The organism is Streptomyces sp. NRRL S-1022, from assembly GCF_000720135.1.
GTDB lineage: Bacteria > Actinomycetota > Actinomycetes > Streptomycetales > Streptomycetaceae > Streptomyces.
Genome location: NZ_JOIU01000005.1, coordinates 259,860 through 284,526, shown reverse-complemented (window position 1 = coordinate 284,526; position 24,667 = coordinate 259,860). Strand labels below are relative to the sequence as shown.

26 protein-coding genes and 1 pseudogene are annotated in these 24,667 nt (G+C 71.9%); 9 read left to right on the top strand and 18 right to left on the bottom strand.

Annotation, left to right across the window (positions count from 1 at the left end):
- The first annotated feature begins 96 nt into the window (after positions 1-96).
- Complete coding sequence (locus IG05_RS0107390) at positions 97-1,146, top strand: LacI family DNA-binding transcriptional regulator (RefSeq protein WP_030340277.1); 1,050 nt, start codon at positions 97-99, stop codon at positions 1,144-1,146.
- Here IG05_RS0107390 and IG05_RS0107385 read toward each other — a convergent pair.
- The 6 genes and pseudogenes from IG05_RS0107385 to IG05_RS0107360 all read right to left on the bottom strand — a co-directional run bounded on the left by IG05_RS0107385 (position 1,109) and on the right by IG05_RS0107360 (position 6,814).
- The gene (locus IG05_RS0107385) at positions 1,109-2,107 is read right to left on the bottom strand and encodes an ETEC_3214 domain-containing protein (RefSeq protein WP_030340276.1); all 999 of its coding nucleotides are present in this window, start codon (positions 2,105-2,107) and stop codon (positions 1,109-1,111) included. The genes IG05_RS0107390 and IG05_RS0107385 overlap by 38 nt on opposite strands.
- A gap of 62 nt (positions 2,108-2,169) precedes the next feature.
- Positions 2,170-3,468 (bottom strand): DUF6986 family protein, encoded by a 1,299-nt coding sequence (locus IG05_RS0107380; RefSeq protein WP_030340274.1) that lies wholly within the window; start codon positions 3,466-3,468, stop codon positions 2,170-2,172.
- Between the two features lie 173 nt (positions 3,469-3,641).
- A complete protein-coding gene (locus IG05_RS0107375) occupies positions 3,642-4,604 on the bottom strand; it encodes an electron transfer flavoprotein subunit alpha/FixB family protein (protein ID WP_030340272.1) in 963 nt (320 codons plus the stop codon).
- A gap of 53 nt (positions 4,605-4,657) precedes the next feature.
- The gene (locus IG05_RS0107370; protein ID WP_030340270.1) at positions 4,658-5,443 is read right to left on the bottom strand and encodes an electron transfer flavoprotein subunit beta/FixA family protein; all 786 of its coding nucleotides are present in this window, start codon (positions 5,441-5,443) and stop codon (positions 4,658-4,660) included.
- A gap of 228 nt (positions 5,444-5,671) precedes the next feature.
- Entirely contained in the window at positions 5,672-6,181 is a 510-nt protein-coding gene (locus IG05_RS0107365; protein WP_030340268.1) for a flavin reductase family protein, read from the bottom strand.
- A gap of 208 nt (positions 6,182-6,389) precedes the next feature.
- Positions 6,390-6,814, bottom strand: a pseudogene (locus IG05_RS0107360) (TlpA family protein disulfide reductase).
- Positions 6,815-7,223: 409 nt separating this feature from the next.
- Between IG05_RS0107360 and IG05_RS0107350 the strand changes: the two are divergent.
- The 3 genes from IG05_RS0107350 (at position 7,224) to IG05_RS0107340 (ending at position 9,249) form a co-directional block, all read left to right on the top strand.
- Entirely contained in the window at positions 7,224-7,952 is a 729-nt protein-coding gene (locus tag IG05_RS0107350; RefSeq protein ID WP_030340262.1) for a lysophospholipid acyltransferase family protein, read from the top strand.
- 77 nt (positions 7,953-8,029) lie between these two features.
- Positions 8,030-8,539, top strand: coding sequence for an RNA polymerase sigma factor (locus tag IG05_RS0107345; protein ID WP_030340260.1), 510 nt, complete (start codon positions 8,030-8,032; stop codon positions 8,537-8,539).
- Complete coding sequence (locus IG05_RS0107340; RefSeq protein ID WP_234335781.1) at positions 8,539-9,249, top strand: hypothetical protein; 711 nt, start codon at positions 8,539-8,541, stop codon at positions 9,247-9,249. Before IG05_RS0107345 ends, IG05_RS0107340 begins: the two co-directional genes overlap by 1 nt.
- 62 nt (positions 9,250-9,311) lie before the next feature.
- Here the strand turns inward: IG05_RS0107340 and IG05_RS0107335 are convergent, their stop codons facing one another.
- The 6 genes from IG05_RS0107335 to IG05_RS0107310 form a co-directional block, all read right to left on the bottom strand.
- Positions 9,312-9,983 (bottom strand): hypothetical protein, encoded by a 672-nt coding sequence (locus tag IG05_RS0107335; RefSeq protein ID WP_030340256.1) that lies wholly within the window; start codon positions 9,981-9,983, stop codon positions 9,312-9,314.
- Positions 9,980-10,510 (bottom strand): hypothetical protein, encoded by a 531-nt coding sequence (locus IG05_RS0107330; protein ID WP_234335780.1) that lies wholly within the window; start codon positions 10,508-10,510, stop codon positions 9,980-9,982. Before IG05_RS0107330 ends, IG05_RS0107335 begins: the two co-directional genes overlap by 4 nt.
- Before the next feature lie 320 nt (positions 10,511-10,830).
- A complete protein-coding gene (locus IG05_RS0107325; RefSeq protein ID WP_030340253.1) occupies positions 10,831-11,421 on the bottom strand; it encodes a transglutaminase-like domain-containing protein in 591 nt (196 codons plus the stop codon).
- 78 nt (positions 11,422-11,499) lie between these two features.
- Positions 11,500-12,570: a threonine aldolase family protein gene (locus IG05_RS0107320; protein WP_030340251.1), complete on the bottom strand. Its 1,071-nt coding sequence runs from the start codon at positions 12,568-12,570 to the stop codon at positions 11,500-11,502.
- Positions 12,567-13,322 (bottom strand): SDR family oxidoreductase, encoded by a 756-nt coding sequence (locus tag IG05_RS0107315; protein WP_030340250.1) that lies wholly within the window; start codon positions 13,320-13,322, stop codon positions 12,567-12,569. The genes IG05_RS0107320 and IG05_RS0107315 overlap by 4 nt, the downstream gene beginning before the upstream one ends.
- A 38-nt stretch (positions 13,323-13,360) precedes the next feature.
- Positions 13,361-14,758 carry a DUF6421 family protein gene (locus IG05_RS0107310; protein ID WP_030340248.1) on the bottom strand — a complete coding sequence of 466 codons (1,398 nt, stop codon included), beginning with the start codon at positions 14,756-14,758 and terminating at the stop codon, positions 13,361-13,363.
- Positions 14,759-15,183: 425 nt separating this feature from the next.
- On the opposite strand from IG05_RS0107310, the gene IG05_RS0107305 reads away from it, so the two are divergent.
- Complete coding sequence (locus tag IG05_RS0107305) at positions 15,184-15,867, top strand: glycerophosphodiester phosphodiesterase (protein ID WP_078893938.1); 684 nt, start codon at positions 15,184-15,186, stop codon at positions 15,865-15,867.
- A gap of 18 nt (positions 15,868-15,885) precedes the next feature.
- Here the strand turns inward: IG05_RS0107305 and IG05_RS0107300 are convergent, their stop codons facing one another.
- Positions 15,886-16,362 carry a MarR family winged helix-turn-helix transcriptional regulator gene (locus tag IG05_RS0107300; protein ID WP_234335779.1) on the bottom strand — a complete coding sequence of 159 codons (477 nt, stop codon included), beginning with the start codon at positions 16,360-16,362 and terminating at the stop codon, positions 15,886-15,888.
- Positions 16,363-16,395: 33 nt separating this feature from the next.
- On the bottom strand, positions 16,396-16,935 hold the full coding sequence (locus IG05_RS0107295) for a GNAT family N-acetyltransferase (protein ID WP_030340242.1): 540 nt from the start codon (positions 16,933-16,935) through the stop codon (positions 16,396-16,398).
- A 70-nt stretch (positions 16,936-17,005) separates the two neighbouring features.
- Between IG05_RS0107295 and IG05_RS0107290 the strand changes: the two genes are divergently transcribed.
- A complete protein-coding gene (locus IG05_RS0107290) occupies positions 17,006-17,398 on the top strand; it encodes a VOC family protein (protein ID WP_030340241.1) in 393 nt (130 codons plus the stop codon).
- A gap of 252 nt (positions 17,399-17,650) precedes the next feature.
- Here IG05_RS0107290 and IG05_RS0107285 read toward each other — a convergent pair whose 3' ends face one another.
- Together IG05_RS0107285 and IG05_RS0107280 are read right to left on the bottom strand one after the other, a co-directional pair.
- Complete coding sequence (locus IG05_RS0107285) at positions 17,651-18,232, bottom strand: MarR family winged helix-turn-helix transcriptional regulator (protein WP_030340239.1); 582 nt, start codon at positions 18,230-18,232, stop codon at positions 17,651-17,653.
- Positions 18,229-19,929 carry an FUSC family protein gene (locus IG05_RS0107280; protein ID WP_030340237.1) on the bottom strand — a complete coding sequence of 567 codons (1,701 nt, stop codon included), beginning with the start codon at positions 19,927-19,929 and terminating at the stop codon, positions 18,229-18,231. Before IG05_RS0107280 ends, IG05_RS0107285 begins: the two co-directional genes overlap by 4 nt.
- A gap of 163 nt (positions 19,930-20,092) precedes the next feature.
- On the opposite strand from IG05_RS0107280, the gene IG05_RS0107275 reads away from it, so the two are divergent.
- Positions 20,093-20,641, top strand: coding sequence for a DUF5134 domain-containing protein (locus IG05_RS0107275; protein ID WP_030340235.1), 549 nt, complete (start codon positions 20,093-20,095; stop codon positions 20,639-20,641).
- A gap of 75 nt (positions 20,642-20,716) precedes the next feature.
- Here the strand turns inward: IG05_RS0107275 and IG05_RS0107270 are convergent, their stop codons facing one another.
- Together IG05_RS0107270 and IG05_RS0107265 are read right to left on the bottom strand one after the other, a co-directional pair.
- Entirely contained in the window at positions 20,717-21,700 is a 984-nt protein-coding gene (locus tag IG05_RS0107270) for an aldo/keto reductase (RefSeq protein ID WP_030340233.1), read from the bottom strand.
- Positions 21,701-21,925: 225 nt separating this feature from the next.
- Complete coding sequence (locus IG05_RS0107265; protein ID WP_030340231.1) at positions 21,926-22,771, bottom strand: SDR family oxidoreductase; 846 nt, start codon at positions 22,769-22,771, stop codon at positions 21,926-21,928.
- 130 nt (positions 22,772-22,901) lie between these two features.
- Between IG05_RS0107265 and IG05_RS0107260 the strand changes: the two genes are divergently transcribed.
- Complete coding sequence (locus IG05_RS0107260) at positions 22,902-23,492, top strand: TetR/AcrR family transcriptional regulator (protein ID WP_030340228.1); 591 nt, start codon at positions 22,902-22,904, stop codon at positions 23,490-23,492.
- Positions 23,493-23,621: 129 nt separating this feature from the next.
- Positions 23,622-24,557, top strand: coding sequence for a M56 family metallopeptidase (locus IG05_RS0107255; RefSeq protein WP_030340226.1), 936 nt, complete (start codon positions 23,622-23,624; stop codon positions 24,555-24,557).
- Positions 24,558-24,667 lie beyond the last annotated feature (110 nt).

Sequence of the window (24,667 nt, the reverse complement as noted above, 5' to 3'; positions counted from 1 at the left end):
AACGTTGTCCAGGCTCTATGCTCGACGCCACATCCTCATACAAGCCCATCGCGCCCCGCACCCGCACCTCCCTCGTACGAGACAGGACAGAGCATCGTGCCCGAGACCACCCGCCGCGCAGACCGCCTTCCCGGGAACCGGTACGGCAACCGCCCGACGATGAAGGACGTGGCGGCGCGCGCCGGAGTCGGGCTCAAGACGGTCTCCCGCGTGGTCAACGGCGAACCCGGGGTCACCCCGGACACCGAGCGCCGGGTGCAGGAGGCGATCGAGGCGCTCGGCTTCCGCCGCAACGACAGCGCGCGGGTGCTGCGCAAGGGCCGTACGGCGAGCATCGGCCTGGTCCTGGAGGACCTCGCGGACCCGTTCTACGGCCCGCTCAGCCGGGCGGTGGAGGAGGTGGCCCGCGCCCACGGCGCCCTGCTGATCAACGGCTCCAGCGCCGAGGACCCCGAGCGTGAGCAGGAGCTGGCGCTGGCCCTGTGCGCGCGCCGGGTCGACGGGCTCGTGGTGATCCCGGCCGGTGACGACCACCGCTATCTGGAGCCGGAGATCAGGGCCGGCGTGGCGACCGTGTTCGTGGACCGCCCGGCCGGCCGGATCGACGCCGACGTGGTGCTGTCCGACAACCACGGCGGTGCCCGCGACGGCGTCGCCCACCTCATCGCGCACGGCCACCGCCGGATCGGGTTCATCGGCGACATGCCCCGCATCCACACCGCGGCCGAGCGGCTGCGCGGCTACCGGGCGGCCATGGAGGACGCGGGCATAACCGTCGAGGACCGCTGGATGTCCCTCGGGGCGACGAACCCGGAGCGGGTGCGCCGGGCCGCGGAGGAGATGCTGTCCGGACCCGATCCGGTCACCGCGGTCTTCGCCGGCAACAACCGGGTGACGGTCACCGTGATCCGGGTCCTGGCCGAGCAGTCGCGCCGGGTCTCGTTCGTCGGCTTCGACGACATCGAGCTGGCCGACCTGCTCCAGCCGGGCGTCACGGTCGTCGCCCAGGACGCCGCGGCCCTCGGCCGCACCGCCGCCGAGCGTCTCTTCCGCCGGCTGGACGGCGCCCTCCTCGCCCCCGGCCGGATCGAACTGCCGACCCGCCTGATCACCCGCGGCTCGGGCGAACTGCCACCGGCGGACTGACCGGGACGGCCCGGCGCCTGCGGCCTGTTCGCCCCGAGGTGCGAGAAGTGGATTCCGTCGGGGGACCGGCCCAGGGCAGCTGCGACAGACCGGGCGGGATCAGCATGGGGTTCACACCGATCTGGTCGGGATAGACGTCGAATTCGACGGCCGGAGCCGTTTCGGCATAGGTGTTGACGGCATACTCGGACATGAGGTCCCTGCCCACCTTGTCGACCTTCTTCGCCGGCATCACAAGGATGTAGCCGCCGGTGGTGAACCGTTGCATCTCGCTGTCGAACCACTTGCTCCAGGCGGCGGAGTCGTGCGTCGGCTTGACCGCCTTCCACGAGCACAGGTTCGTCAGCCCCCAGGCGTAGGCTCGGTTGACAGTGGCGACATCCCCGGGCCGGATGCCGTAATAGTAGTGCGGGGCGAAGGTCGGGCTGTAGAAGGCTTTTACCGTACCCGCGTCGAGGACGGACGAAAGCACCGAGGAAAATGGCGTCCTGTTCAACGAAACGGTCCTCGTCCGTTCACCGTCCCAGTAGGTGAAGGAGGGATTGAAGTCGGAGCTGCAGGACGTGACCGCGTAGGCGACCACACGCTTGTCGGGGTCCGTCACGGCATCGACCCAGTACTCCTTACGGGGCTGAAAGGTGTTCTGCGTGAGGTCCCCCGACTCCGTCTTGCCGATCGAGACCTGCACGGACGGCCGGCCCAGCTGTTCCTCGAATTTCTGCAGGGTGTAACCGGCGTGCAGCTTGGCGAGCTTCGCGTACTCTCCCGCTTGCCATTGGAAGTGTTGCTGGTACCAGCGCCCGCCGGTCACGAATGCGGTGATGAAAGTGCTCACCGCGGTGACGACACTGCTGACGTAGAGCAGCCCGACCAAGGGCAGATTGCGTTCGGTCAGCTTTTTGAAACGCTCGCCAAAGGTAGGTTTCTCCTCCTGTGTGGGCCCTCTCTCTCCCTCTGTCATGACTCATGGGTATAGGAACGCGGTAGCGCACACCACCAGAGGTAGGCCGGACGCGGATGCCCCTACTGCCCGGAGGCGGTCAGGCCGCCGCGGCGGGGGGCCGCGAAGTTCTCCAGGTCGGCGCGGGTCAGGCCGGTGAGGCGGGCGACCTCGGCGATGTCGAGGGCGCCGCAGTCCAGGCCGCGCAGGAGGTAGCCGCTCAGGGCCTTGGCGGTGGCGGGCTCGTCCATGACGTCGCCGCCGGTCCGGTTGGCGTACCGGGTGAGGCGGGCCGCCGCCTGCTCGAAGCCCTCGCGGTAGAAGGCGAAGACGGCCGCGTAGCGGGTGGGGATGTGGCCGGGGTGCATGTCCCAGCCCTGGTAGTAGGCGCGGGCGAGGGCGCGGCGGGTGAGGCCGTAGTGGAGGCGCCAGGCGTCGTGGACCTTGGCGGTGGGGCCGACCGGGAGGACGTTGGTGGAGCCGTCCGAGACGCGGACGCCGGTGCCGGCCGCCGCGACCTGCATGACCGCCTTGGCGTGGTCGGCGGCCGGGTGGTCGCTGGCCTGGTGGGCGGCGGAGACACCGAGGCAGGCGCTGTAGTCGAAGGTGCCGTAGTGCAGTCCGGTGGCGCGGCCCTCGGCGGCCTGGATCAGGCGGGCGACGGTGGCGGTGCCGTCGGTGGCGAGGATCGCCTGGCTGGTCTCGATCTGGATCTCGAAGCCGAGGCGGCCGGCGTCCAGGCCATGTGCCTTCTCGAAGGCCTCCAGGAGCCGCACGAAGGCGCCGACCTGCTCGGGGTAGGTCACCTTGGGCAGGGTGAGGACCAGGCCGTCGGGCAGGCCCCCGGCCTCCATGAGGCCGGTGAGGAAGACGTCGAGGGTGCGGATGCCCCGGTCGCGTACGGCGGCCTCCATGCACTTCATGCGGATGCCCATGTACGGCGCCGCCGTGCCCGTGCGGTACGCCTCGGCGATCAGACGGCCGGCGCGGGCGGCCGTCGCGTCCTCCTCGGCGTCGGGCCGGGGGCCGTAGCCGTCCTCGAAGTCGACGCGCAGGTCCTCGACGGGCTCGCGTTCCAGCTTGGCGCGGACGCGGGAGTACACCGGCTCGGCCAGCTCGTCCGGCAGTCCGAGGACGGCCGCGAAGGAGGCGGCGTCCGGGGCGTGTTCGTCGAGCGCCGCGAGAGCCTGGTCGCCCCAGGAACGGAGGGTGCCGGCGGCGAAGGCGTCGCCGGGGACGTACACGGTGTGGACGGGCTGCCGGGTGCCGGGGTCCCCCGGGTAGCGGCGCTCCAGCTCCGCGTCGACCGGCGCGAGGGAGGCGCTGATCTCCTCGCTGACGGTGCCCGCGAGGCTTGTCGCCACCTGCTCCTGCTGACCCATCCCACACCCTCCAATTTCCGCTCTGCGGAATCAACAATCCGTAGAATGAAGTTATCCGGGGTGGTTCCCGCTGGTCAACACCCTCTCGAACGATGGCCGGTACCGCCTTCAGGATGCACCGAGGCCCCTGTGACCGCGCCGGTCACAGGGGCCTCGTGCTGCGCCTGGGGGGATCAGCCCTTGCGGGTCTTGATCTCGTCGGTCAGCTGCGGCACGACGTCGAACAGGTCGCCGACCACGCCGAAGTCGACCAGCTCGAAGATCGGGGCCTCGGCGTCCTTGTTGACGGCCACGATGGTCTTCGAGGTCTGCATGCCGGCGCGGTGCTGGATCGCACCGGAGATGCCGTTGGCGATGTACAGCTGCGGCGAGACCGACTTGCCGGTCTGGCCCACCTGGTTGGTGTGCGGGTACCAGCCGGCGTCGACGGCGGCACGCGAGGCACCGACGGCCGCGCCGAGCTGGTCGGCGAGCGCCTCGATGATCGCGAAGTTCTCGGCGCCGTTCACACCGCGGCCACCGGAGACCACGATCGCGGCCTCGGTCAGCTCCGGGCGGCCCGTCGACTCACGCGGCGTGCGGCCGGTGATCTTGGTGCCGGTGGCCTTGTCGGAGAAGGTCACGGACAGGGCCTCGACGGCGCCGGCGGCCGGGGCGGCCTCGACGGCGGCCGAGTTCGGCTTGACCGTGATGACCGGGGTGCCCTTGATGACGCGGGACTTGGTGGTGAAGGACGCGGCGAACACCGACTGGGTGGCCACCGGGCCCTCGTCGCCGGCCTCCAGGTCGACGGCGTCGGTGATGATGCCGGAGCCGATGCGCAGCGCCAGACGGGCGGCGATCTCCTTGCCCTCGGCGGAGGACGGGACCAGCACGGCGGCCGGGGAGACGGCCTCGTGGGCGGCCTGAAGGGCGTCCACCTTCGGCACGACCAGGTAGTCGGCGTACTCGGACGCGTCGTGGGTGAGGACCTTCACCGCGCCGTGCTCGGCGAGCGTGGCGGCGGTGTCGGCGGCGCCGTTGCCCAGCGCGACGGCGACGGGCTCGCCGATGCGGCGGGCCAGGGTCAGCAGCTCAAGGGTCGGCTTGCGGACGGCACCGTCCACGTGGTCGACGTAGACGAGGACTTCAGCCATGGGATTGCTCTCCTGCGTAACGAAGTTGAGGGGCGGTCAGCGGGGGCGGGCCCTTAGATGAACTTCTGGCCCGCGAGGAACTCAGCGAGCTGCTTGCCGCCCTCGCCCTCGTCCTTGACGATGGTGCCGGCCGTGCGCGCCGGACGCTCGGTCGCGGTCTGGACCTTGGTGAACGCGCCGTCCAGGCCGACCTCCTCGGCCTCGATGTCCAGGTCGGACAGGTCCCAGGACTCCACCGGCTTCTTCTTCGCCGCCATGATGCCCTTGAAGGACGGGTAACGGGCCTCGCCGGACTGGTCGGTCACGGAGACGACCGCCGGGAGCGAGGCCTCCAGCTGCTCCGAGGCCGCGTCGCCGTCGCGGCGGCCCTTGACCACGCCGTCCTCGACGGAGACCTCGGACAGCAGGGTGACCTGCGGGACGCCGAGGCGCTCGGCGACCAGCGCCGGGACGACGCCCATGGTTCCGTCGGTGGACGCCATGCCGGAGACGACCAGGTCGTAGCCGGCCTTCTCGATTGCCTTGGCCAGCACCAGGGAGGTGCCGATGGCGTCGGTGCCGTGCAGGTCGTCGTCCTCGACGTGGATGGCCTTGTCGGCACCCATGGAGAGGGCCTTGCGGAGCGCGTCCTTGGCGTCCTCGGGGCCGACCGTCAGGACGGTGACCTCGGCGTCGTCCGCGTTCTCCGCGATCTGGAGGGCCTGCTCGACCGCGTACTCGTCCAGCTCGGAGAGCAGCCCGTCGACGTCGTCGCGGTCGACGGTCAGGTCATCGGCGAAGTGCCGGTCGCCAGTGGCGTCGGGCACGTACTTCACAGTGACAACGATCCTCAAGCTCACGCCGGCTCTCCTACTGCATCGTCATTTCGGGCTGCCTCTTGCAGGCAGCATAGGCGCCTCAAGCGGCCGATCCCGGTCGGGGCGTCCGCGCGCTCCGACCGAAATATTACTCGTCAGTACACCCAGTTCCTGCCCGCTAAGCAAGCGCTTTGAACTGTGACCTTCGCAACGCAGCGTAACCGGAACTCGACGGCTCCGCAGGAGGGGGTGGAGCGATCCGGGACGTGATCAATCCCGCAGGCCGTTGAAGCGGCCGTGGTGGTAGAGGAGCGGGCGGCCGGCGCCCGAGGAGTCGCCGAGAACCACCTCGGCGAGCACGATCCGGTGATCACCGGCGGGCACCCGCCCGACGATCCGGCAGACCAGCCAGGCGAGCACGTCGTCCAGGACCGGCACGCCTTCCGGGCCGTCCCGCCAGGCGGTGGGCGCGCCGAAGCGGTCGGCACCGCTGCGGGCGAAGGTGGCGGCCAGGTCGCTCTGGTGCTCGCCGAGTATGTGCACGCCCACGTGCTCGGCCTCGGCTATCGCGGGCCAGCTGGAGGCGCCCGTGCCGATGCCGAAGGAGACCAGCGGCGGCTCGGCGGAGACGGAGGTCAGGGAGGTGGCGGTGAAGCCGACGGGGCCGGAGGCGCCACGCGCGGTGATCACCGCCACACCGGCGGCGTGCCGGCGGAAGGTGGAGCGCAGCAGATCGGGGGAGGCGAGCCGGGGCGTGCCGAGGTCGGATGTGGCCGTCATGCGGGTGTCCTTCAGGCGAGGGGAGTGAACGGGTCCGTGACTGCTCAGCAGCCCGGACAGCGCGCGCTCGCGGTGCGGGCGAGGTCGACGTGGACCCGCCCGTAGAGAAGGAGTTCGATCGGCATACGGTCAGACTGACGATAGGTGGTGCGCGCAGTCAAGCAGGTTCCGCGATCTGGAAGATGTCCCACCGCCGCCTGAAAGCCACTCACACGGCTTCCCCCAGAGCGGCGATGACGTCGGCCTTCCGCGGCTGTCCGGCGGCGCGCCGCACCACGCGGCCGTCGGCGTCCAGGACCAGCACGGTGGGGGTCTTGAGGATCCGGAGTTCGCGTACGAGGTCCAGGCGGGCCTCGGCGTCGATCTCGACGTGGGTCACGCCCGGGACCATCGCGGCGACCTCGCCGAGGATGCGCCGGGTCGCCCGGCAGGGCGCGCAGAAGGCGCTGGAGAACTGCACGAGCGTGGCCCGCTCCCCCGGTTCGCCGCCGAGTTCGGCCACCCCGAGCCGCTTGCCGTCGTCGTGCCCGCGCACCCGTACCCTCCCGTTCCGCCGCTTGTGCGGCACTCCGCGGGCACTCGCCGCCGCGAGCTCCGCCAGCCCACCACCAGTCCGGTCGTCTCCGGCACCAACACGCACGAGACGGTGAAGATTCCCGCCTCCCGCGGAGAGATCACCCTGCGGAACGCCGGCTTCCTGGACATCGGCTTCATGGACATCGAGGTGCGGGGGCCGCGGTTCGCGGCGGCCTTGACCACGGTGGTTCCGAGTTCCGGCCTGTCCGGGGGGCGAGACCTTCCTGCCGCCGAAGCGGGCGACGGCGACCCCGGTGGAGTGACCCGGTGGAGTGAAGGGGGCCTGAGGGGGCAGAACGGGATGTAGGCCGACGTGACGAGGATCTCGCCGCCGCGGGGCACCAGGACTGGCTCCCCGTCCGTTCTTCGGGCACGATCTGCGATACGTCGTAAACCTACGGCTGCGTAACTTGACCGCCGGGAGCCCTCCCTTTCCCGAGCAGAGCAGAAAGGGTCCACCCCGCCCATGGCAGAGCTGGTCTACCGTCCCGTCATCGGTTTCGCCAAGACGCTGTTCAAGGTCTGGGACCTGGACATCGACTGCCAGGGGTCGGAGAACATCCCGCGCTCGGGCGGTGCGGTGCTGGTGAGCAATCACATCAGCTACCTGGACTTCATCTTCAACGGCCTGGCCGCCCTGCCGCAGAAGCGCCTGGTGCGGTTCATGGCGAAGGAGTCGGTCTTCCGGCACAAGGTCTCCGGGCCGCTGATGCGCGGGATGAAGCACATCCCGGTGGACCGCGGGCAGGGCGAGACGGCGTACGCGCACGCGCTGGACTCGCTGCGCTCCGGAGAGATCATCGGGGTGTTCCCGGAGGCGACGATCTCGCAGTCCTTCACGCTGAAGAGCTTCAAGTCGGGCGCGGCCCGGCTGGCCCAGGAGGCGGGGGTCCCGCTGATCCCGATGGCGGTGTGGGGCACGCAGCGGCTGTGGACGAAGGGCCACCCGCGCAACTTCAAGCGCAGCCACCTGCCCGTCACCATCCGCGTCGGCGAGGCCGTGGAGGCGCCCCGCGACCAGTACGCCGGCGCCATCACCCGCCGGCTGCGCGAGCGCGTCCAGGAACTCCTGGATGCCGCCCAGCGCGCCTACCCGGGCCGCCCCAAGGGCCCCGAGGACACCTGGTGGCTGCCCGCGCACCTGGGCGGCTCGGCTCCGACGGCGGAGGCACTGCGCACGGCGGAAGCGCACTGACCCGTCACTGACGGCGTCCGCCGAAACTCTTCGCACCGAACGGTAAGGATGCGCCGGGTCTCCGACATATAAGGGGTGTGGAGACCCTGAAGACCCGCACCGACCGTGACCGCGCCGCGCGGTTCACGGCCTTGTACGTCCGTGAGCACGCGCGCGTGTGCGCGTATGTGCACCGGCGTGCGGCCGACCGGGGAGCCGCGGAGGAACTCACCGCCGAGGTCTTCCGCACCGCGTGGGAGCGCATGACGGCCGGTCAGGACGTGGGCACCGGCTGGCTGTTCGTCACCGCGCGGAACCTGCTGAGCAACCACTACCGCTCCATGGCACGCCTGACGGAGATACACCGCACCATCGCCGACGCGATGGGCAGCGCTCCGGCGCCGAGCCGGGACAACGCCGTACTCGACGCCCTGGACCGGCTCCCGCCCGCGCACCGCGAGGTCCTCCTGCTGAGTTACTGGGACGGGCTGAGCGCGGCAGAGGCCGGTGAAGTCCTGGGATGCGGCGCGTCCGCGGTCTGGGTCCGGCTGCACCGGGCACGCAAGGCGTTCCGTGCCGTTTACAAACTGCCCCAGGAGCCAGTCTGATGCGTGTGAAGCCTCTGATCACGAACGCCAACCCGGTCCCGGACGCGGCGCACGGCACCCTCTCGGCGCGCGCCGCCGACGAACTCGCCACGCTGGTCGGACCCGACGGCACCCCGCCCCCCGCGGCCCCGCGCCGATCGCCCCGGCGGGGGTACCTGATGGCCGCCGTGGCCTGCGGCGCCGCCGTCGCCATCGGTGCCGTCACCCTGTTCAGCCTGCAGGGCGACCCGGCCGGGCCGAGCGGTCACCAGGCCGCGCGGAGCAGCGGGCCGGCCGGAGCGGGCGAGGGCACGGACGGCGGGATCAGCGCCGACGAGCCGTACTTCGGCAGCACGGCCGAGCTGGAGCGGGCGGCGCACGTGATCGTACGGGCGCGGCTCGGCTCCGGACACGAGGAGACCGGCGGCGGTGTCCGCACGACGGTTGCCACGGCGAAGGTGGTGGCGACCGCGAAGGGCGAGACACCGGGTGACGCGATCCGGGTGTCCTACACGACCCCGGGTTCCGGGCCCGAGACCGCCGGCCTGAGTGCCGGCAAGGAGTACGTCCTGCTGCTCGACAAGGGCGAGGGCGGCGACTACGTCCTGGTGAACACCACGCAGGGCTGGTACGAGGTCGAGGGCGGCGCCGCGGTCGCCGCGAAGGACAACGGTGTGGCCCTGAGTCCGGCGGTGCGCAAGGCGCTCCGGCTGGCACCGCGGGGCCGGTGACACGACGCCGGTGCGCCACGGGCGATCCGTGGCGCACCGGCCGGGTGGTGCGGGCGGTGCGCCTACCGCGTGCGGGACCCGGCGATCCGGCCGGCCTTGGCGGCCAGCTGGTCGACCTTGCCCGCGCCGGCGAAGCCGTTGACGGACACGGCCTTGACCGTGCCGTCCGCCTTGACGGAGTAGAGCGCCTGCTCGGGGTTGAGCAGGTCGTACGGGTTCTTGCCGTGGGCGGCGAGCATCAGCACGTACCGCTGACCGCCCTTGGCGAGCAGGGTGGTGTCCTCGTCCTGGTACGCCACACCGTGGTAGGTGCCGCCGAGCTGGCTGACCTCGATGGTGTCGCCGACGGCCACCTTGCCGGCGAGGGCCCGGGTGACCTTCACCTTGGAGACGGTGACGATGACCGGGTTCTCCTCGGCCGCCTTCCTGGCCGCCTTGGCCTCGGCGGGCGACAGGCCGGCCTGCGGGTTGGTGGCGGGGTTGTCACCGGCGGGCGCGTCGGGCAGCACCTTCTGCACCCGGGTGCCGACGACGGTGCCCTCGACGACGGCGTCGGACGTCTTGAGGACGTCGTCGAGCGAGGAGTACGCGGGGTAGTCCGCGTGGTAGGTCACGGTGTCCGGACCCGCCGCGGCCTTGGCCGCGTGGGAGGAGTTCTCCGCGGAGCAGCCGACAGCGGCGAACGCGGCGAGCACCGCGGTCCCGGCGACGAGAACGTTCCGTCTGGCGTTCATCGGTAGATCCTCTTCACCTCGGACTTGTCATAGGGCTGCGGCGTCTGCACCCTCGAGCGGTCGCGGCTGTGCTTCATCAGCGAGACCTTGCTCGTGTTCGGGTTGTCGGCGAGGCTGAGCCCGTGCCCCAGTTCGTGGGTGCTGGTGCTGCGCACCCACTTGTCGTACTTGGGGATGTTCTTCGTGTCCCGCCAGAGGGTCGTGGCGTTGACCTTGATCTGGAAGGAGCGGTGCGCCCGCGATCCGGACGGCGCGTACAGGCCGTACCAGCTCTGGCTGTAGTTGCCGGCCGTGAAGCTGGGCTTGGCGCTGGAGCTGCGCTTGATGTTCGCCCCGACACCGGCGCGGTTCCAGTTGCCGCGGGCGGTGTCGAAGTACTTGACCCACTCGCCGTTGATGCCGACGGTCTTGACGCTGAACGACCGCTTGGGCATGCCCCCGCTGTAGTACGTCGCGTGGGCGGGGACCGAGACGGCCAGGGTCCCGGCAACGGCCAGCGCGGCACTCGACGTCAGGCCGAGTGACACTCGTGCGATTCTTCGATTCAACTGTTCTCCCCGTGAATTGAGCAGGCGGCAATGGCCGAGTACGAACTCGCATCGCTCCACGGTCGGCGCAGCGTGAAACATCACGTCCTGGATGCCAGGTCGCAGGAAAGAACGCGAAAGGAATGAGGGCGCGGAGAGTCGACGCGTCCCGGAAAAGACTGATTTCCCCCTTGTGGATCCCCCGTTGACCGGCTGCACCGAGATGCCGCCTGTGATCGAGACCCAGCCTCACAGGCGGTTTGGGTCACGGCATCGGTCTCAAGAAGGAGAAGGATTCTCCTCCTTGAGGGGGAGTCGGTTCACAGGGAGTCGGGGAGCGTCTGCCAGAGGTACGACCGGTCGGGTGCGGCTCGCAGGGCGGCGAGGACGAGCGGGTGCGGTTCGGCGTACAGCACGGGGTGGTCCAGCTCGCCGGCGGCGGGGTCGGGGATCCAGGCGAGCCGCTCGCCGCTCAGGGAGAACCGGGCCTCGACGCCCGGTTTGTTGCCGCGCGCGTCCTGCCGGTGCCAGGCCCCGTTGAAGCGGACGGCGACCAGGCCGTGCAGTGCGTGGCCGCCCCCGTCGCGGGTCAGGCGCTGGTAACACAGGGCGGCCGGGATGTCCTCGGCCCGCAACAGCGCGGCGAGGGCGTGGGACTTGGCGTGGCAGATGCCGGTGCCCAGGGCCAGCACGTCGGAGGCGCGCCAGGTGACACGGAGGTCGCCGGAGTCCTGGGAGTGCGGGATGGCGTCCCGGACGAAAGCGTAGGCGGCCCGTGCATAGTCATACGAGTCCGCGGCCTCCGCGGCCAGGCGGGCGGCCGTCTCCCGCACCACCGGATGATGGTGGTCGATGACCTCGTCGGCGGCCAGATAGGCGGAGAGTTCGGCCGTGTTCTGGATCAGCTCCATGCCCGCAGAGCATAGGAATGCGATCACCCGAGCGTCAATGAATTTTCGGGTAATCGCATATCCATGCAGAACTTCGGGCTAGCGGGCCATCTCCTCCTTGAGCGCCGCCAGGAAGGTGTCGACGTCCTCCTCGCTGGTGTCGAAGGAGCACATCCAGCGCACCACTCCGGCGGCCTCGTCCCAGAAGTAGAACCGGAACCGCTTCTGCAGCCGCACGCTCACGTCGTGCGGGAGCCGGGCGAAGACGCCGTTCGCCTGCACCGGGTACAGGATCTCCACCCCGTGCACCGCGCGGACGCCCTCGGCGAGCCGCTGGGCCATCTCGTTGGCGTGGCGGGCGTTGCGCAGCCACAGGTCCTTGGCGAGCAGGGCCTCCAGCTGCACGGAGACGAAGCGCATCTTCGAGGCGAGCTGCATCGACATCTTGCGCAGGTGCTTCATCTGCCGCACCGCGTCCTGGTTGATGACGACGACCGCCTCGCCGAACAGCGCGCCGTTCTTCGTCCCGCCCAGGGAGAGGATGTCGACGCCGACCGCGTTGGTGAACGTCCGCATGGGCACGTCCAGGGAGGCGGCCGCGTTGGCTATCCGGGAGCCATCCAGGTGCACCTTCATGCCGTGCGCGTGGGCGTGCTCGCAGATGGCCCGGATCTCCTCGGGCGTGTACAGGGTGCCCAGCTCGGTGCTCTGGGTGATCGACACGACCTGCGGCATCGCGCGGTGCTCGTCCTCCCAGCCCCAGGCCTGCCGGTCGATCAGCTCCGGCGTGAGCTTGCCGTCGGGCGTGGGCACGGTGAGCAGCTTCAGCCCGCCCATGCGCTCGGGCGCGCCGCCCTCGTCCACGTTGATGTGCGCGCTCTCGGCACAGATCACCGCGCCCCAGCGGTCGGTGACCGCCTGGAGGGCGACGACGTTCGCGCCGGTGCCGTTGAAGACCGGGAAGGCCTCCGCGGTGGCGCCGAAGTGGCTGCGGACGATCCCCTGGAGGTTCTCGGTGTAGTCGTCCTCGCCGTAGGCCACTTGATGACCGCCGTTGGCCAGGGCCAGGGCGGCCAGCACCTCGGGGTGGGCTCCGGCGTAGTTGTCACTGGCGAAACCGCGGACCTGCGGGTCGTGATGGCGACGGGCGTCGGTCCTGGGAGGGTTCACGGCTTCTCGGTCAGCCACAGACGGTTTCCGTTCACTTCTGCGGCGGGCTTGCTCCAGACGCCCTCGATGGCCTCGGCCAGGTCCTTGACGTCCGTGAAGCCCGCGAACTTGGCGTTGGGGCGTTCGGCGCGCATAGCGTCGTGCACCAGCGCCTTCACCACCAGGATCGTAGCCGCGGACGTCGGCCCCTCGGCGCCCCCCGCCTTGCGGAAGAAGTCGGCCATGGCGAGCGTCCACGCCTCGGCGGCGGCCTTGGCCGCGGAGTAGGCCGCGTTGCCGGCGGTCGGCTTCGAGGCGCCGGCCGCGCTGATCAGGACGTACCGGCCGCGCTCGCTGCGCTGCAGCGCCTCGTGGAACGCCAGGGAGGTGTGCTGCACGGTCTTGACGAGCAGCAGCTCCAGGAAGTCCCAGTCGTCGAGGCTGGTCTTGGTGAAGGTCTCGCTGCCGCGCCAGCCGCCGACCAGGTGCACCAGGCCGTCGACCCGCCCGAAGTCCTTCTCGATGTGGGCGGCCCAGTCCCGGGTGGACTGCAGGCTCAGCAGGTCCACGGTGTCGCCGGTGACGGAGGCGCCACCGGAGGCGTAGCGCGCCGCGTCCACGGCCTCCGACAGCCGCTGCGGGTCGTTGTCCGCACCGACGACGGTCGCCCCGGCCTCGGCCAGGCGCAGCAGAGCCGCGCGGCCGGCGGGTCCACCCGCGCCGGCCACCGCGATCACCGCACCGCTGAGAGGCCCGTTCGCGCCGTTCCTCATTTTCTTCCCCTCTGAAGCAGTGTGCTGGACGCGGTCGCTCACGCGGCGACCGGCTCGGCGCTGTCCGCCGTGATGCCCTTGGTGGAGGCGATCACATTCTTCAGCTTCTTGGACAGGGCCTCATAGAACATGCTCAGCGGAAACTCGTCCGGAAGCACGTCGTCCACGAGCTTGCGCGGGGGCTGGGTCAGGTCCAGGGCGTCCGGGCCCTTGGCCCACTTGGAGCCGGGGTGCGGGGCGAGGTAGGTGGAGACCAGCTCGTAGCCGGCGAACCAGTGCACCAGCTTCGGGCGGTCGATGCCGTCCTTGTAGAGCTTCTCGATGTCGGCGCACAGCTGGTTGGTGACCTGCGGGGCGCGCTCCCAGTCGATGGAGAGCCTGTTGTCGGTCCAGCGGACGACGTCGTGCTTGTGCAGGTAGGCGAAGAGGAGCTGGCCGCCGAGGCCGTCGTAGTTGCGGTTGCGGTCGCCGGTGACGGGGAAGCGGAACATCCGGTCGAAGAGCACCGCGTACTGCACGTCACGGGCCTGCGGGACGCCGTCCGCCTGGAGCTTCACGGCCTCCTTGAAGGCGGTGAGGTCGCAGCGCAGCTCCTCCAGGCCGTACATCCAGAACGGCTGGCGCTGCTTGATCATGAACGGGTCGAACGGCAGGTCGCCGTGGCTGTGGGTGCGGTCGTGCACCATGTCCCACAGGACGAAGGCCTCCTCGCAGCGCTTCTGGTCGTGGACCATCGCGGCGATGTCCTCGGGCAGCTCCAGGCCCAGGATGTCGACGGCGGACTCGGTCACGCGGCGGAAGCGGGCGGCCTCGCGGTCGCAGAAGATGCCACCCCAGGAGAAACGTTCCGGCGCCTCGCGCACGGCGATGGTCTCCGGGAAGAGCACCGCGGAGTTGGTGTCGTAGCCCGAGGTGAAGTCCTCGAAGGTGATGCCGCAGAAGAGCGGGTTGTCGTACCGGGTGCGCTCCAGTTCGGCCAGCCAGTCCGGCCAGACCATGCGCAGCACGACCGCCTCGAGGTTGCGGTCCGGGTTGCCGTTCTGCGTGTACATCGGGAAGACGACCAGGTGCTGCAGGCCGTCGGCGCGGTCCGCGGCCGGGTTGAAGGCCAGCAGGGAGTCCAGGAAGTCCGGCACCTGGAAGCCGCCCTCGGCCCAGCGGCGGAGGTCCGTCACCAGCGCCTGGTGGTAGGCGGCATCGTGCGGGAGGAGCGGGGAGAGCTGCTCGACCGCGTCCGCGACACGCGCGACGGCCGCCGCGGCGTCGGCCCGCTGCGGGGCACCCTCGGCGTCGAAGTCGATCGATCCGTCCTTCGACTGCCATGGCCGGATCTGCTCCACGGCATCCTTGAGCACGGGCCAGGCCGGGTGCTCCACCACCCTGGTCAGCGGAGAAACCCGATCATCCGCACCCGACTGCACAAGAACTTCCGTCATGTCCCATCCTCCACAGGAGAACCTCGCGTGTGGACACCGTATGCATACCCGGTTTCTCTCAGCAAGAGCGGAGTCGGGAAATTTTTCTGTTGGCTCCCTTGGTCACGGATATTTTTCCTGTCGTAAACCGTGACGACGCTCACTTCCATCGATGGCGGGTGGCCCGGTAAGGGCGGTGGGCGAGTCGGCCGAGGCGCGGTGACCGGGTTGGTCAAGGCGCAGGGGACGCGCCCACGCGAGGGTGACAGCCGGGGCGGATACCGGCCAGCCGGCGCCTGGCCCCGCTCCCGAATGCCCGGCGCAGCTGCGGGTTCAACGCACGGCGCGGCCGTTAGGCTGCGAGCCTGCCGCGTGGACGACGACGTCCGGACGGGTCCGTCGGTCCGCGCGCCGCCTAGCCGCCGTCGACGGAAGCGAGTTGAACCTTGAACTTCCTTACCATCGGTCACCGCGGTGTCATGGGCGTCGAGCCCGAGAACACCCTCCGCTCCTTCGTCGCCGCACAGCGGGCCGGCCTCGACCTGATCGAACTCGATCTGCACCTGAGTAAAGACGGCGCCCTGGTCGTCATGCACGACGCCGAGGTGGACCGTACGACCGACGGGTCCGGACCGATCGCCGAGAAGACCCTCGCCGAGCTGCGCGCCCTGGACGCGGGCCGCGGGGAGCGGGTGCCGGTGTTCGAGGAGGTCCTGGATGCGGTGCACGCGCCGTTGCAGGCCGAGATCAAGGACGTGGCGGCGGCGCGGGCGCTGGCCGAGGTGATGCGCGCCCGGGACCTGACCGCGCGGGTGGAGGTGTCCTCGTTCCACGACGAGGCGATCGCCGAGATCGCACGGCTGGTGCCGGGCGTGCGTACGGCGCTGGTCGCGAGCCGGTACGGCACCGACGTGGTGGACCGCGCCGTCGCCGTGGGTGCCGCGACCGTGTGCCTCAACATCCGCCGGCTCACCCTGGAGATCGCCGAGCACGCGCGCGCGTCCGGGCTGCGGATCATCGGCTGGGTGGTCAACACGCAGGACCACCTGCGGCTCGTCCGCGCGCTGGAGCTGGACGGGGCGACGACGGACTACCCGGAGATCAAGCGCACGGGACGGTTCACGGCCTAGCCCCTCGCGCCGGCCCGCTCAATGGCCGGCGCTCGCCGCCGGATCGAGGTTGCCGTTCATGCGTTCCAGGACGTGGACGGCCGTGCGGTACTCCTCCAGGGAAATGCCGGCCATGGACAGCTCGCGGAACGCGTCGACGCGCGCGGCCACGTCGGTCAGGCGCCGGCGGCCACCGGGCGTGAGGGTGAGCAGTCCCGGTGCGGGACGGCTCGCCCAGCCGTCGGCGAGTGCGGTGTCGACGGCTTCGGCCGGCGTGGCGGCGTCGGCGTTGGCGGCGAGGATCGACAGGACTTCGGTGTCGGCGGTCCCGGGGGTGTCGTGGATGACGTTGAGGACCTGCCAGGTGACGCGCGTGAGCCCGAACTCCTCCAGCATGCCGTTCTTGGAGCGGGTGAGCGCCTTGTCGGTGCGGTTGAGCCAGTGGCCGATCGGCAGCAATTCTGGGGTGTTCTCCAGGAGGCCGCCGGCATGACGGGTCGGGCCACGGGCGGCCACGGGCGCTGTCCGGTAGCCGACCGGCAGGCTTGTTCAGGCGAGCTTCTTGACCAGCAGCTCGAACTGCAGGTCGTCGCGCTGCGGGATGCCGAAGCGCTCGTCGCCGTACGGGAACGGGGTCATCCGTCCCGTACGGCGGTAGCCGCGGCGCTCGTACCAGGCGATCAGGTCGTCGCGGACCGAGATCACCGTCATGTGCATCTCGGTGGCTCCCCAGGTCTGCCGGGCCTGCCGCTCCGCCTCGGCGATGACGGTCTTGCCGAGACCCGCGCCCTGGAGGGACGGGCTGACCGCGAACATGCCGAAGTAGGCGTGGTCCCCGCGGTGCTCCAGCTGGCAGCAGGCGACGACACGGCCGTCCTGTTCCACCGTCAGCAGCCGGCTGTCGGGCGACTTGACGACCTCCAGCACGCCCTCCGGGTCGGTCCGCTGGCCCTCCAGGATGTCCGCCTCGGTGGTCCACCCGGCCCGGCTGCTGTCCCCTCGGTACGCCGACTCGATGAGGTCGACCAAGGCGTCGACGTCACCGTCGGTGGCGTCGCGGAAAGTGAGTCCGGTGGCGGGGGTGTCCATGGCGGCGGTCTCCGATCTCGGGCGTGGCTGAGCCAGGCACGAGGGTAACGCTGCCGCTAGCCTCCGGTGCATGGTGCATGTACTCAGCAGCCGCACGCTTCTCCAGCCCACCGATCCCGAGCGGTCCCGCGCCTTCTACGGCGAGCAGCTGGGCCTGGCGGTGTACCGGGAGTTCGGTACGGGCCCCGAGCGCGGGACGGTGTACTTCCTCGGCGGCGGCTTCCTGGAGGTCTCCGGCCGCTCCGACACCCCGCCGTCGCCCCCCGTGCGCCTGTGGTTCCAGGTCGCCGACGTGACGGCCGCGCACGAGGAGCTGCTGGCCAGGGGGGTCGAGATCCTCCGGCCTCCGCAGCGGGAACCCTGGGGCCTGATCGAAATGTGGATCACCGACCCGGACGGCACGCGCATCGTCCTGGTGGAGATCCCGGAGGACCATCCCCTGCGGTACCGGCCGGGGATCTGAGGGGCACGGGGGCGGGCCCGGGGCACCGGCGGCCGCGGCCCACGGCACCGACACCGGGCCGCGGCCGGCCGGGATGCCGGACGCTCGTCCCCTCCGCCAAGCCGCGGCGCCGCTTCCGGCCGCCCTGTATCCACCCGTCAACGGCCCAAACCAAGCCCCGGCTCCCGATGACCCCGGCCGCGAGCGAGGGTCAGCGTGCGGGCGGGGATCCCCGGCCCCACCTGGCGGACTTGAGGGGCCGGCCGGGGCCGGTCACGCGCGCAGTGCTCCGATGCGGCCTTCCAGGCGGGTGAGCAACTCGGCGAGCAGACCGGCCAGTTCGTGCTGCCCGTCGGGGGCCAGGACGGACAGGACGGCGGTCTCGTAGGCGAGTTGGTCGGGGAGGATGCCGTCGACCAGGTCACGGCCGGCGTCGGTGAGGCGCAGGTGGGCGACGCGGCGGTCGCGGGTATCGCCGCGCCGCTCGACCAGCCCGCGCTCGGTCAGCTGCTTGACCCGCTTGGTGACGGCGGCCCCGGAGGAGAAGGTCTCCCGGGCCAGCTCCCCCGGGGTCAGCTCGTGGCCGGTGCGGCGCAGCGCGCCGAGCAGGTCGAACTCGGCGCGGCTCAGACCGGCCCGGCGCAGCGGGGCGTCCTCGGCCTGCTGGAGGAGCGCGGCGCAGCGGTTGATCCGGCCGATGATCTCCATGGGCCCGGTGTCCAGCTCGGGGTGGACGGCCCGCCACTGGCGGACGACGGCGGAGACGGTGTCGCCGCGCGCGGGGTCGCTGCCGGCCCCCGGCCGGGTACCGGCCGTGTCGCTTCCGGGCGTCGGTCCGCCGTTCGTCGCCGTCATGGCCGTATGTCCTCCGTCGTCCTGCCCGGGCCCTGGTCACGGTCGTGCTCCCGGCCCGGGTCCTCGTCCCGGTCCCGCGGTACGAGCCCCTGGCGCCGTACCGTCGCCGCGAGCGTACGGTGTCCGGACTGTTCGGTGAGCACGACCCGCTCCTCGGGCAGGGCGCGCTGCCACCACTCGCCTGCGGCGGCGTCGGCCGTGGCGCGCAGGTCGACGAGGGCGGCGGCGAGGCCGCGGCGGGCGGACTCCAGGGCGTGCGGGGCCGGGTGCGGCTCGGCGAGCAGGCGGGCGGTGTTCTCGCGGGCGCGCTCGGCCGCGGTCAGTGCCTGCTCCAGGCGGTCGCCGGCGCGCCGGTTGGTGACGGCGACGGCGGCGGCGAAGCCGACCAGGGCGCCGACGAGGGTGTCCACGATCCGGTCGGTGATCAGCTCGGCGGGGTTCTGGGCGCGGGCGAACTCGGTGATGAGCAGCGCCATCGGGGTGACGCAGACGCTGCCCAGCCAGTAGTTGCGGCCGATGAGCGCCTCGGCGCCGAAGTTGAGGGCGATGCAGCACAGCACCAGGGCGGCGGGGTGCAGATGGGCGAGCGGGGCGAGGGCGGCGAAGGCGAGGACGCCGACGAGGTTGCCGACGACCCGCTGGACGCCCCGGTTCCAGGTGAGGCTGACGTTGGCCTGGTAGAGGGAGGCCGCGGTGACGAGCGCCCAGTACGGGCGGCCGACGCCGAGCGCGAGGGCGGCGTAGCCGGCGAGGGCGCAGCCGAGTGCGGTGCGTGCGGCGAGCGGGGCGAGGGGGGCGAGGAGGTGCCACGGCGAGCGGGGCGGCAGGGCCTGTTCGGCGGCCACGCCGAGGAGTTCGTCGGCGGACTCGCGCGGCGCCTCGACCCGTGGGACACGGCCGGTGCCGCGCAGGTCCCGGGCCCAGGCGCGCAACCGCGCGGGGTCGGTGTCGGCGGGTGCGGCGAGGGCGACCTCGGCGCGGACGAGGAGGCGTTCCAGGGCGCGCCGGGTGCGGTCGGGGCGGCTGCCGGCGGCGAGGAGGGACTGCCAGGCGGCGTGGATCGCGGCGGCGGTCGCGGCGCGGGCCCGGGCATGGCCGTCGGCGGTGCCGCGCGTGCCGGCGTACGCGGCGGCGGCGTTCAGGGCCTGGGCGGTGGCACGGCGCTCGGGGCCGTGCGGGCGGAGCAGCCCGGGTGCCATGCCGACCAGCCAGGCCCAGGCGCCGGTGGCCAGGGCCAGCCCGAGGTGCCCGGGGATCTGGCCGGGGGTCTGGGGGACGAACAGCGAGGCGGAGCTGATGAAGGTGAGGACCACGTTGCCGGGGGGTCCGATCCGGGTGGCGTCGCACACGGTCTTCTGGGCCGCCGCGAGGACGGCGCCGACGGTGACGAGGACGACGGCGTTCGTGGTCAGCGCTGCGGCGAGCAGGGCGACGGCAAGGCCTCCGACCATGCCGAGGACCACCCAGGCCAGGGCGCGGGCCCGGGCGGCGTAGGGCCGGTTGTGGCCGTAGAGGGCGCACAGCGAGCCGGCCATCGTGTACATGGCCAGGTCGAGGCGGCCGAGCGCGAGGAGGGCGAGGTTGGGCGGGGCGACCGCGGCGACCACGCTCAGCGCTGGCTTGAACCAGATGTCGGAGGGACGGCCGAGGCGGAGCACTCCGGCGAGGGGAAGACGGTGGGGGGTCGCACTGCTCATACCATCAATTTAACACGTGTTTTACTCGTAAAACAGTTGCCGCGGCGGCTTGTCACGCACCGCGCTCCCCCGCATGCTCCCCGTGTACACCCTTGCGCTCGCGTGCGCTCCTCCGGCCGTGGGCATCGCATCCCTCGACGGACCGTCGAGCGTGGAGGTGCGCGTGCACGGACCGGTGTCGACCGCCTGGCTGCTGGTCGCGCTGTGCGCGGTGACCGGGGCCTACTGCCTGTTGCGGATGCGCAGTGCCGTCGAGGAGCAGCGCCGGGCCGCCGGCGGCGAGGCGCTGATGGGGTTCGGCATGGCCGCGATGGCCGTACCGGCGGCCGTGTTCACGCCGCCCAGATGGGCGTGGCCGGTGTACGCGGCCGTGTTCGGCGCCGCGGCCGTGCGCGCGCTGTGGACCGCGCGCGGCGCCCCGCACCACCTGCACCACCTGGTGGGCAGCGCCGCGATGGTCTACATGGCGGCGGCGATGGCCGCGTCCCCGCCCGCTGCCCACCACGTCCACGGCGGCACCGGCGTGCCCGTGCTGACCGGCGCGCTCCTGCTGTACTTCACGGGGTACGTGCTGCTCTCCGGCGCCCGCCTGGTACCCGCCGCACCCGGCGGCGCCGCGGGCCCGGCCCGCTGGGGCGACCGCCCGGAACTCGCCCGGGCGTGCCGGCTGTCGATGGGGATCGGCATGGTGGCGATGCTGCTGACGATGTGAGCCGTGGGCTTCCGGCCTGCCCGGCGTCGAGCAGGGCGTGGGAGGGGCCGGCCCCCCTCGCCGGACCGCCCCGGGTCAGCCGTTGAGGGTCCGCATCAGCTCGGGGGCGTAGCGGTCGCCGGAGACGATGCCGCGCGGCGCGACGGCTTCGATGGCGGCCACGTCCTCATCGGTGATCGTCACGGTGGTGGCGGCGACGTTCTCCTCCAGGTAGCGGCGGCGCTTGGTGCCGGGGATGGCGACCGCGCCCTGGCGCAGCACCCAGGCGAGAGCCAGCTGGGAGGGCGAGACCTGCTTGGCGGCGGCGATACGGCGGACCTCGTCGACCACGGCCAGGTTGCGGGCGAAGTTCTCGCCCTGGAAGCGCGGGTCGGTACGGCGGAAGTCGTCGGCGGCGAAGTCGTCCGGGCTGGTGATCGCACCGGACAGGAACCCGCGTCCGAGAGGCGAGTAGGCGACCAGGCCGATCCCGAGCTCGTCCAGGGTGGCCCTGACCCCGTCGTCCTCGATGCCGCGCTCGAAGAGCGAGTACTCGGTCTGGACCGCCGTGAGCGGGTGGACGCAGTGGGCGCGGCGGATGGTGTGCGGCGCGACCTCCGACAGGCCGATGTAGCGGACCTTGCCGGCGGCCACCTGCTCGCCCATGGCGCCGACGGTCTCCTCGACCGGCACCTGCGGGTCGACCCGGTGCAGGTAGTAGAGGTCGACGTGGTCGGTGCCCAGGTGGCGCAGGGAGCGGTCCAGGGAACGGCGGATGTACTCGGGGCGCCCGTTGTGGCCGACGAGCGTGCCGTCGTCGGTGAACTCGACACCGGTCTTGGTGGCGACGACGGCCTGCTCGCGGCGGCCGGCGAGGGCCTTGCCGAGGAGCCGCTCGTTGCGGAACGGGCCGTAGCTCTCGGCGGTGTCCAGCAGGGTGACGCCCAGTTCGAGGGCGCGGTGGATGGTGGCGAGGGACTCGGTCTCGTCCGTGCTGCCGTAGAAGGCGCTCATGCCCATGCAGCCGAGTCCTTCGGCGGAGACGGTCAGGCCCTGGCTGCCGAGGGTGCGGAGTTCCATGATGATCTTCCTTGCTGTCGCGGGTCACCCCGCGGTGTGTGACTGGTCGGTGGTGCGTCCGGTGGGCCGCAGGTCCCGGCCGGGGAAGGTGTGGCCGGGCGGGGGTACGGCGGTGGCGGGGCGCCGGCCGGCGGATGCGGTGCGGCTGCCGGCGTGGACAGTGCGCCCGTGGGGGCGCGGGGCGGCTGCCGGCGTGGGCAGTGCACCCGTGGGGGCGCGGGGCGGTCAGCGCACCCAGGCACCGGTGAGGGCCTGGACGGCGGAGCCGTCGAGGTCGGCGAGGGTGGTGGCCACGAAGTCGCGGGCCCACTGCGAGGTCTGGACGCGGAAGGGCGGGCGGGCGACGGTCAGGGCGTCGACGATCGGGGCGGCCGCCTCGGCCGGCGTCTGGGCGCCGGCGAACGACTGCCGGGTGCGGGCGAGGTATGCCTCCAGAGCCGGGCTGTAGGGCCCGGCGGCGGCGAGCAGTGCCGGGACGTCCAGGCCGAGATTGGCGACGAACTCGCTCGCCACCGCGCCCGGCTCGACCACGGTGACGTCGACGCCGACGGTGGCGGCGACCGGCGCGAGGGACTGCATGAAGCCCTCGACGGCGAACTTGGCCGCGCAGTACGCCTCGTTGAAGGGCTGGCCGATGGTGCCGCCGACGCTGCCGACGGTGATCACCCGGCCCTTCGACGCACGCAGGTGCGGCAGGGCGGCCCGGGTCACCGCCACCACGCCGAAGAAGTTGACCTCCATCGCCGCGCGGACGTCCTCGACGCTGCTCTGCTCGATGGTGCCCACCTGGGCGGCGCCGGCGTTGTTGACCAGCCCGTCCAGACGGCCGTGCTCGGCGACGACCTCGTCGAGGCAGGCGGTGATGCCCGCGGAGTCGGTCACGTCCAGGCGCTTGACCTGGACGCGGTCCGCGACACCCGCCTCGGTGGCGGCCTTGAGCAGGGCCTCGGCCTTGCCGGTGTCGCGCATGGTGGCGATGGTCGTCCAGCCCGCCCGGGCGGTGCCGATGGCGGTGGCCAGGCCGATGCCGGAGGACGTACCGGTGATCAGAACCGTTTTCGGAGAGGTCATGAGGGTCTTCCTTAGTGGGGAGCACAACGGGCCGAGGCCCGTAACCGGGGAGTTCCCCGGTTATTCGCAACGGTAAGCGGGGAACTCCCCGGTTGTCCAGCTAGACTGGTCCCCGACGAAGGGAGCAGCCTTGACCAGCAAGTCGAGCGGGTTGCGCGCCGATGCCCGCCGCAACCGGGAGCGCATCCTGGAGGCGGCCGTGCGCGCCTTCTCCGAGAAGGGCCCGGACGTGGCGATCGACACGATCGCCAAGGCCGCGGGCGTCGGCTCGGCCACGCTCTACCGCCACTTCCCCACGCGCGAGGCGCTGGTCGAGGCGGCCTACCGCAACGAGCTGGCCCGGGTCTGCGACAGCGCGGCCAAGCTGCTCGCGGAGAACGCGCCCGACCGGGCGATCCGCCTGTGGATGGACGACTTCATCGACTACGTGGCCGCCAAGCAGGGCATGGCGGACGCGCTGCGGGCCGCGGTCGCCTCCGGTGCGGACCCCTTCGCCGAGACCCTGGACAAGCTCGGCACCGCGCTCGGCACCCTGCTGCACGCCGGCGCCGACGCCGGTCTCCTGCGCCCGGACGTCGACCCCTTCGACGTCGGGTTCAGCCTGGCCGGCGTCGCACTGATCACCAGCGCCCCCGACCAGCGCGAACGCGCCGGCCGACTGCTCGACCTGCTCCTCGACGGCCTCCGGTACGGAGCGGACGGACCGACGCCCGGCCCGTGACCCGGCTTCTGCCGGCGTCCCGCGGGCGTCGTGAGGCGCGCGCCGGTCCGGGGCGGCCCGCGTTGGGTGCGTCACTTCGGTGCCGGGGACCGTACCGCCGAGCGGCACGGCGCTCATAGGGTGCTGACCATGATGGTCCCCGTGGCACTGCTGCTGCTCGGCGCCCTGACCGCCGTCGTCGCCCCGCGGCTGCTCGCCCGGGCCGACTGGCCGGACCGCGAGCCGGTCGTCGCCCTCTGGGCGTGGCAATGCGTCGTGGCGGCCGTCCTGTTGTGCTGCGCCCTGTCGATGACCCTCAGCGCGGCGGCGGCCTGGCAGGCGGTGCGCGGGCATGTGTTCGCCACCGCCCCGCGCGGGGTCGTGGAGGCCTATGCCCTCGGTGCGGCCGGCCCCTGGGCGGCGCCCACCGCCGTACTGCTCGCCTGCGGTGGCCTGTGGAGCCTGGCGATGCTGGTCCGCGAGGTCGTACGGGACCGGGTGCGGCGGCGCGGGCGGCGCGCGGAACTGCTGGTGCGCGCACCGCTGTTGCCGGGCGAGGAGCCGGCGAGCGGCCGGCTGGTGGTGCTGGAGGGCGACCGACCCGACGCCTGGTGGCTGCCCGGAGCGGCACCGCGGCTGGTCGTCACCACGGCGGCGCTGCGCCGCCTGAAGGGCCGTCAACTGGACGCGCTGCTCGCGCACGAACAGGGACACGCGCAGGCCCGGCACGACTGGCTGCTGCACTGTTCGGCCGCGCTGGCCGGCGGCTTCCCGCAGGTCCCGGTGTTCGCCGCGTTCCGTGACGAGATGCACCGGCTGGTGGAGCTGGCCGCCGACGACATGGCCTCCCGGCGCTTCGGCCGCCTCACCACGGCCCTGGCCCTGGTCGGGCTGAACGAGGAGCGGGGCGTGTTCGGGCCCTGCCCGACCCCGCAGGCGCATGTGCCGCAGCGGGTGCACCGGCTGCTGACCGCTCCGGACCGGCTCCCGGCACTGCGCCGGCTGCGCCTGACGGCGACCGCGGCGCTGGTGCCCGTCATCCCGGTACTGGTGGCGCTGGTCCCCGGACTACGAGCACTGAACTGACCCCGCCCACCACGACGGCCCCCGCCACCCCGGCACAGGTGACGCCCGTACCCGGGCCGCGGGCGCCGGGCCCGGGTACGGGCGCTTGGCTTCGGGCCGCACCGTCCACA

Bases quoted from the DNA above. Each gene is read 5' to 3' on its own strand.
- IG05_RS0107285 (WP_030340239.1), bottom strand. From the start codon at position 18,232: ATGACGGCGACGAACGGCGGACCGACGCCCGGAAGCGACACGGCCGGT.
- IG05_RS0107365 (WP_030340268.1), bottom strand. From the start codon at position 6,181: ATGACGGCCACATCCGACCTCGGCACGCCCCGGCTCGCCTCCCCCGAT.
- IG05_RS0107375 (WP_030340272.1), bottom strand. From the start codon at position 4,604: ATGGCTGAAGTCCTCGTCTACGTCGACCACGTGGACGGTGCCGTCCGC.
- IG05_RS0107315 (WP_030340250.1), bottom strand. From the start codon at position 13,322: ATGAGGAACGGCGCGAACGGGCCTCTCAGCGGTGCGGTGATCGCGGTG.
- IG05_RS0107310 (WP_030340248.1), bottom strand. From the start codon at position 14,758: ATGACGGAAGTTCTTGTGCAGTCGGGTGCGGATGATCGGGTTTCTCCG.
- IG05_RS0107290 (WP_030340241.1), top strand. From the start codon at position 17,006: ATGGTGCATGTACTCAGCAGCCGCACGCTTCTCCAGCCCACCGATCCC.
- IG05_RS0107325 (WP_030340253.1), bottom strand. From the start codon at position 11,421: ATGGAGCTGATCCAGAACACGGCCGAACTCTCCGCCTATCTGGCCGCC.
- IG05_RS0107295 (WP_030340242.1), bottom strand. From the start codon at position 16,935: ATGGACACCCCCGCCACCGGACTCACTTTCCGCGACGCCACCGACGGT.
- IG05_RS0107380 (WP_030340274.1), bottom strand. From the start codon at position 3,468: ATGGGTCAGCAGGAGCAGGTGGCGACAAGCCTCGCGGGCACCGTCAGC.
- IG05_RS0107335 (WP_030340256.1), bottom strand. From the start codon at position 9,983: ATGAACGCCAGACGGAACGTTCTCGTCGCCGGGACCGCGGTGCTCGCC.
- IG05_RS0107385 (WP_030340276.1), bottom strand. From the start codon at position 2,107: ATGACAGAGGGAGAGAGAGGGCCCACACAGGAGGAGAAACCTACCTTT.
- IG05_RS0107340 (WP_234335781.1), top strand. From the start codon at position 8,539: ATGCGTGTGAAGCCTCTGATCACGAACGCCAACCCGGTCCCGGACGCG.
- IG05_RS0107255 (WP_030340226.1), top strand. From the start codon at position 23,622: ATGATGGTCCCCGTGGCACTGCTGCTGCTCGGCGCCCTGACCGCCGTC.
- IG05_RS0107265 (WP_030340231.1), bottom strand. From the start codon at position 22,771: ATGACCTCTCCGAAAACGGTTCTGATCACCGGTACGTCCTCCGGCATC.
- IG05_RS0107270 (WP_030340233.1), bottom strand. From the start codon at position 21,700: ATGGAACTCCGCACCCTCGGCAGCCAGGGCCTGACCGTCTCCGCCGAA.
- IG05_RS0107280 (WP_030340237.1), bottom strand. From the start codon at position 19,929: ATGAGCAGTGCGACCCCCCACCGTCTTCCCCTCGCCGGAGTGCTCCGC.
- IG05_RS0107350 (WP_030340262.1), top strand. From the start codon at position 7,224: ATGGCAGAGCTGGTCTACCGTCCCGTCATCGGTTTCGCCAAGACGCTG.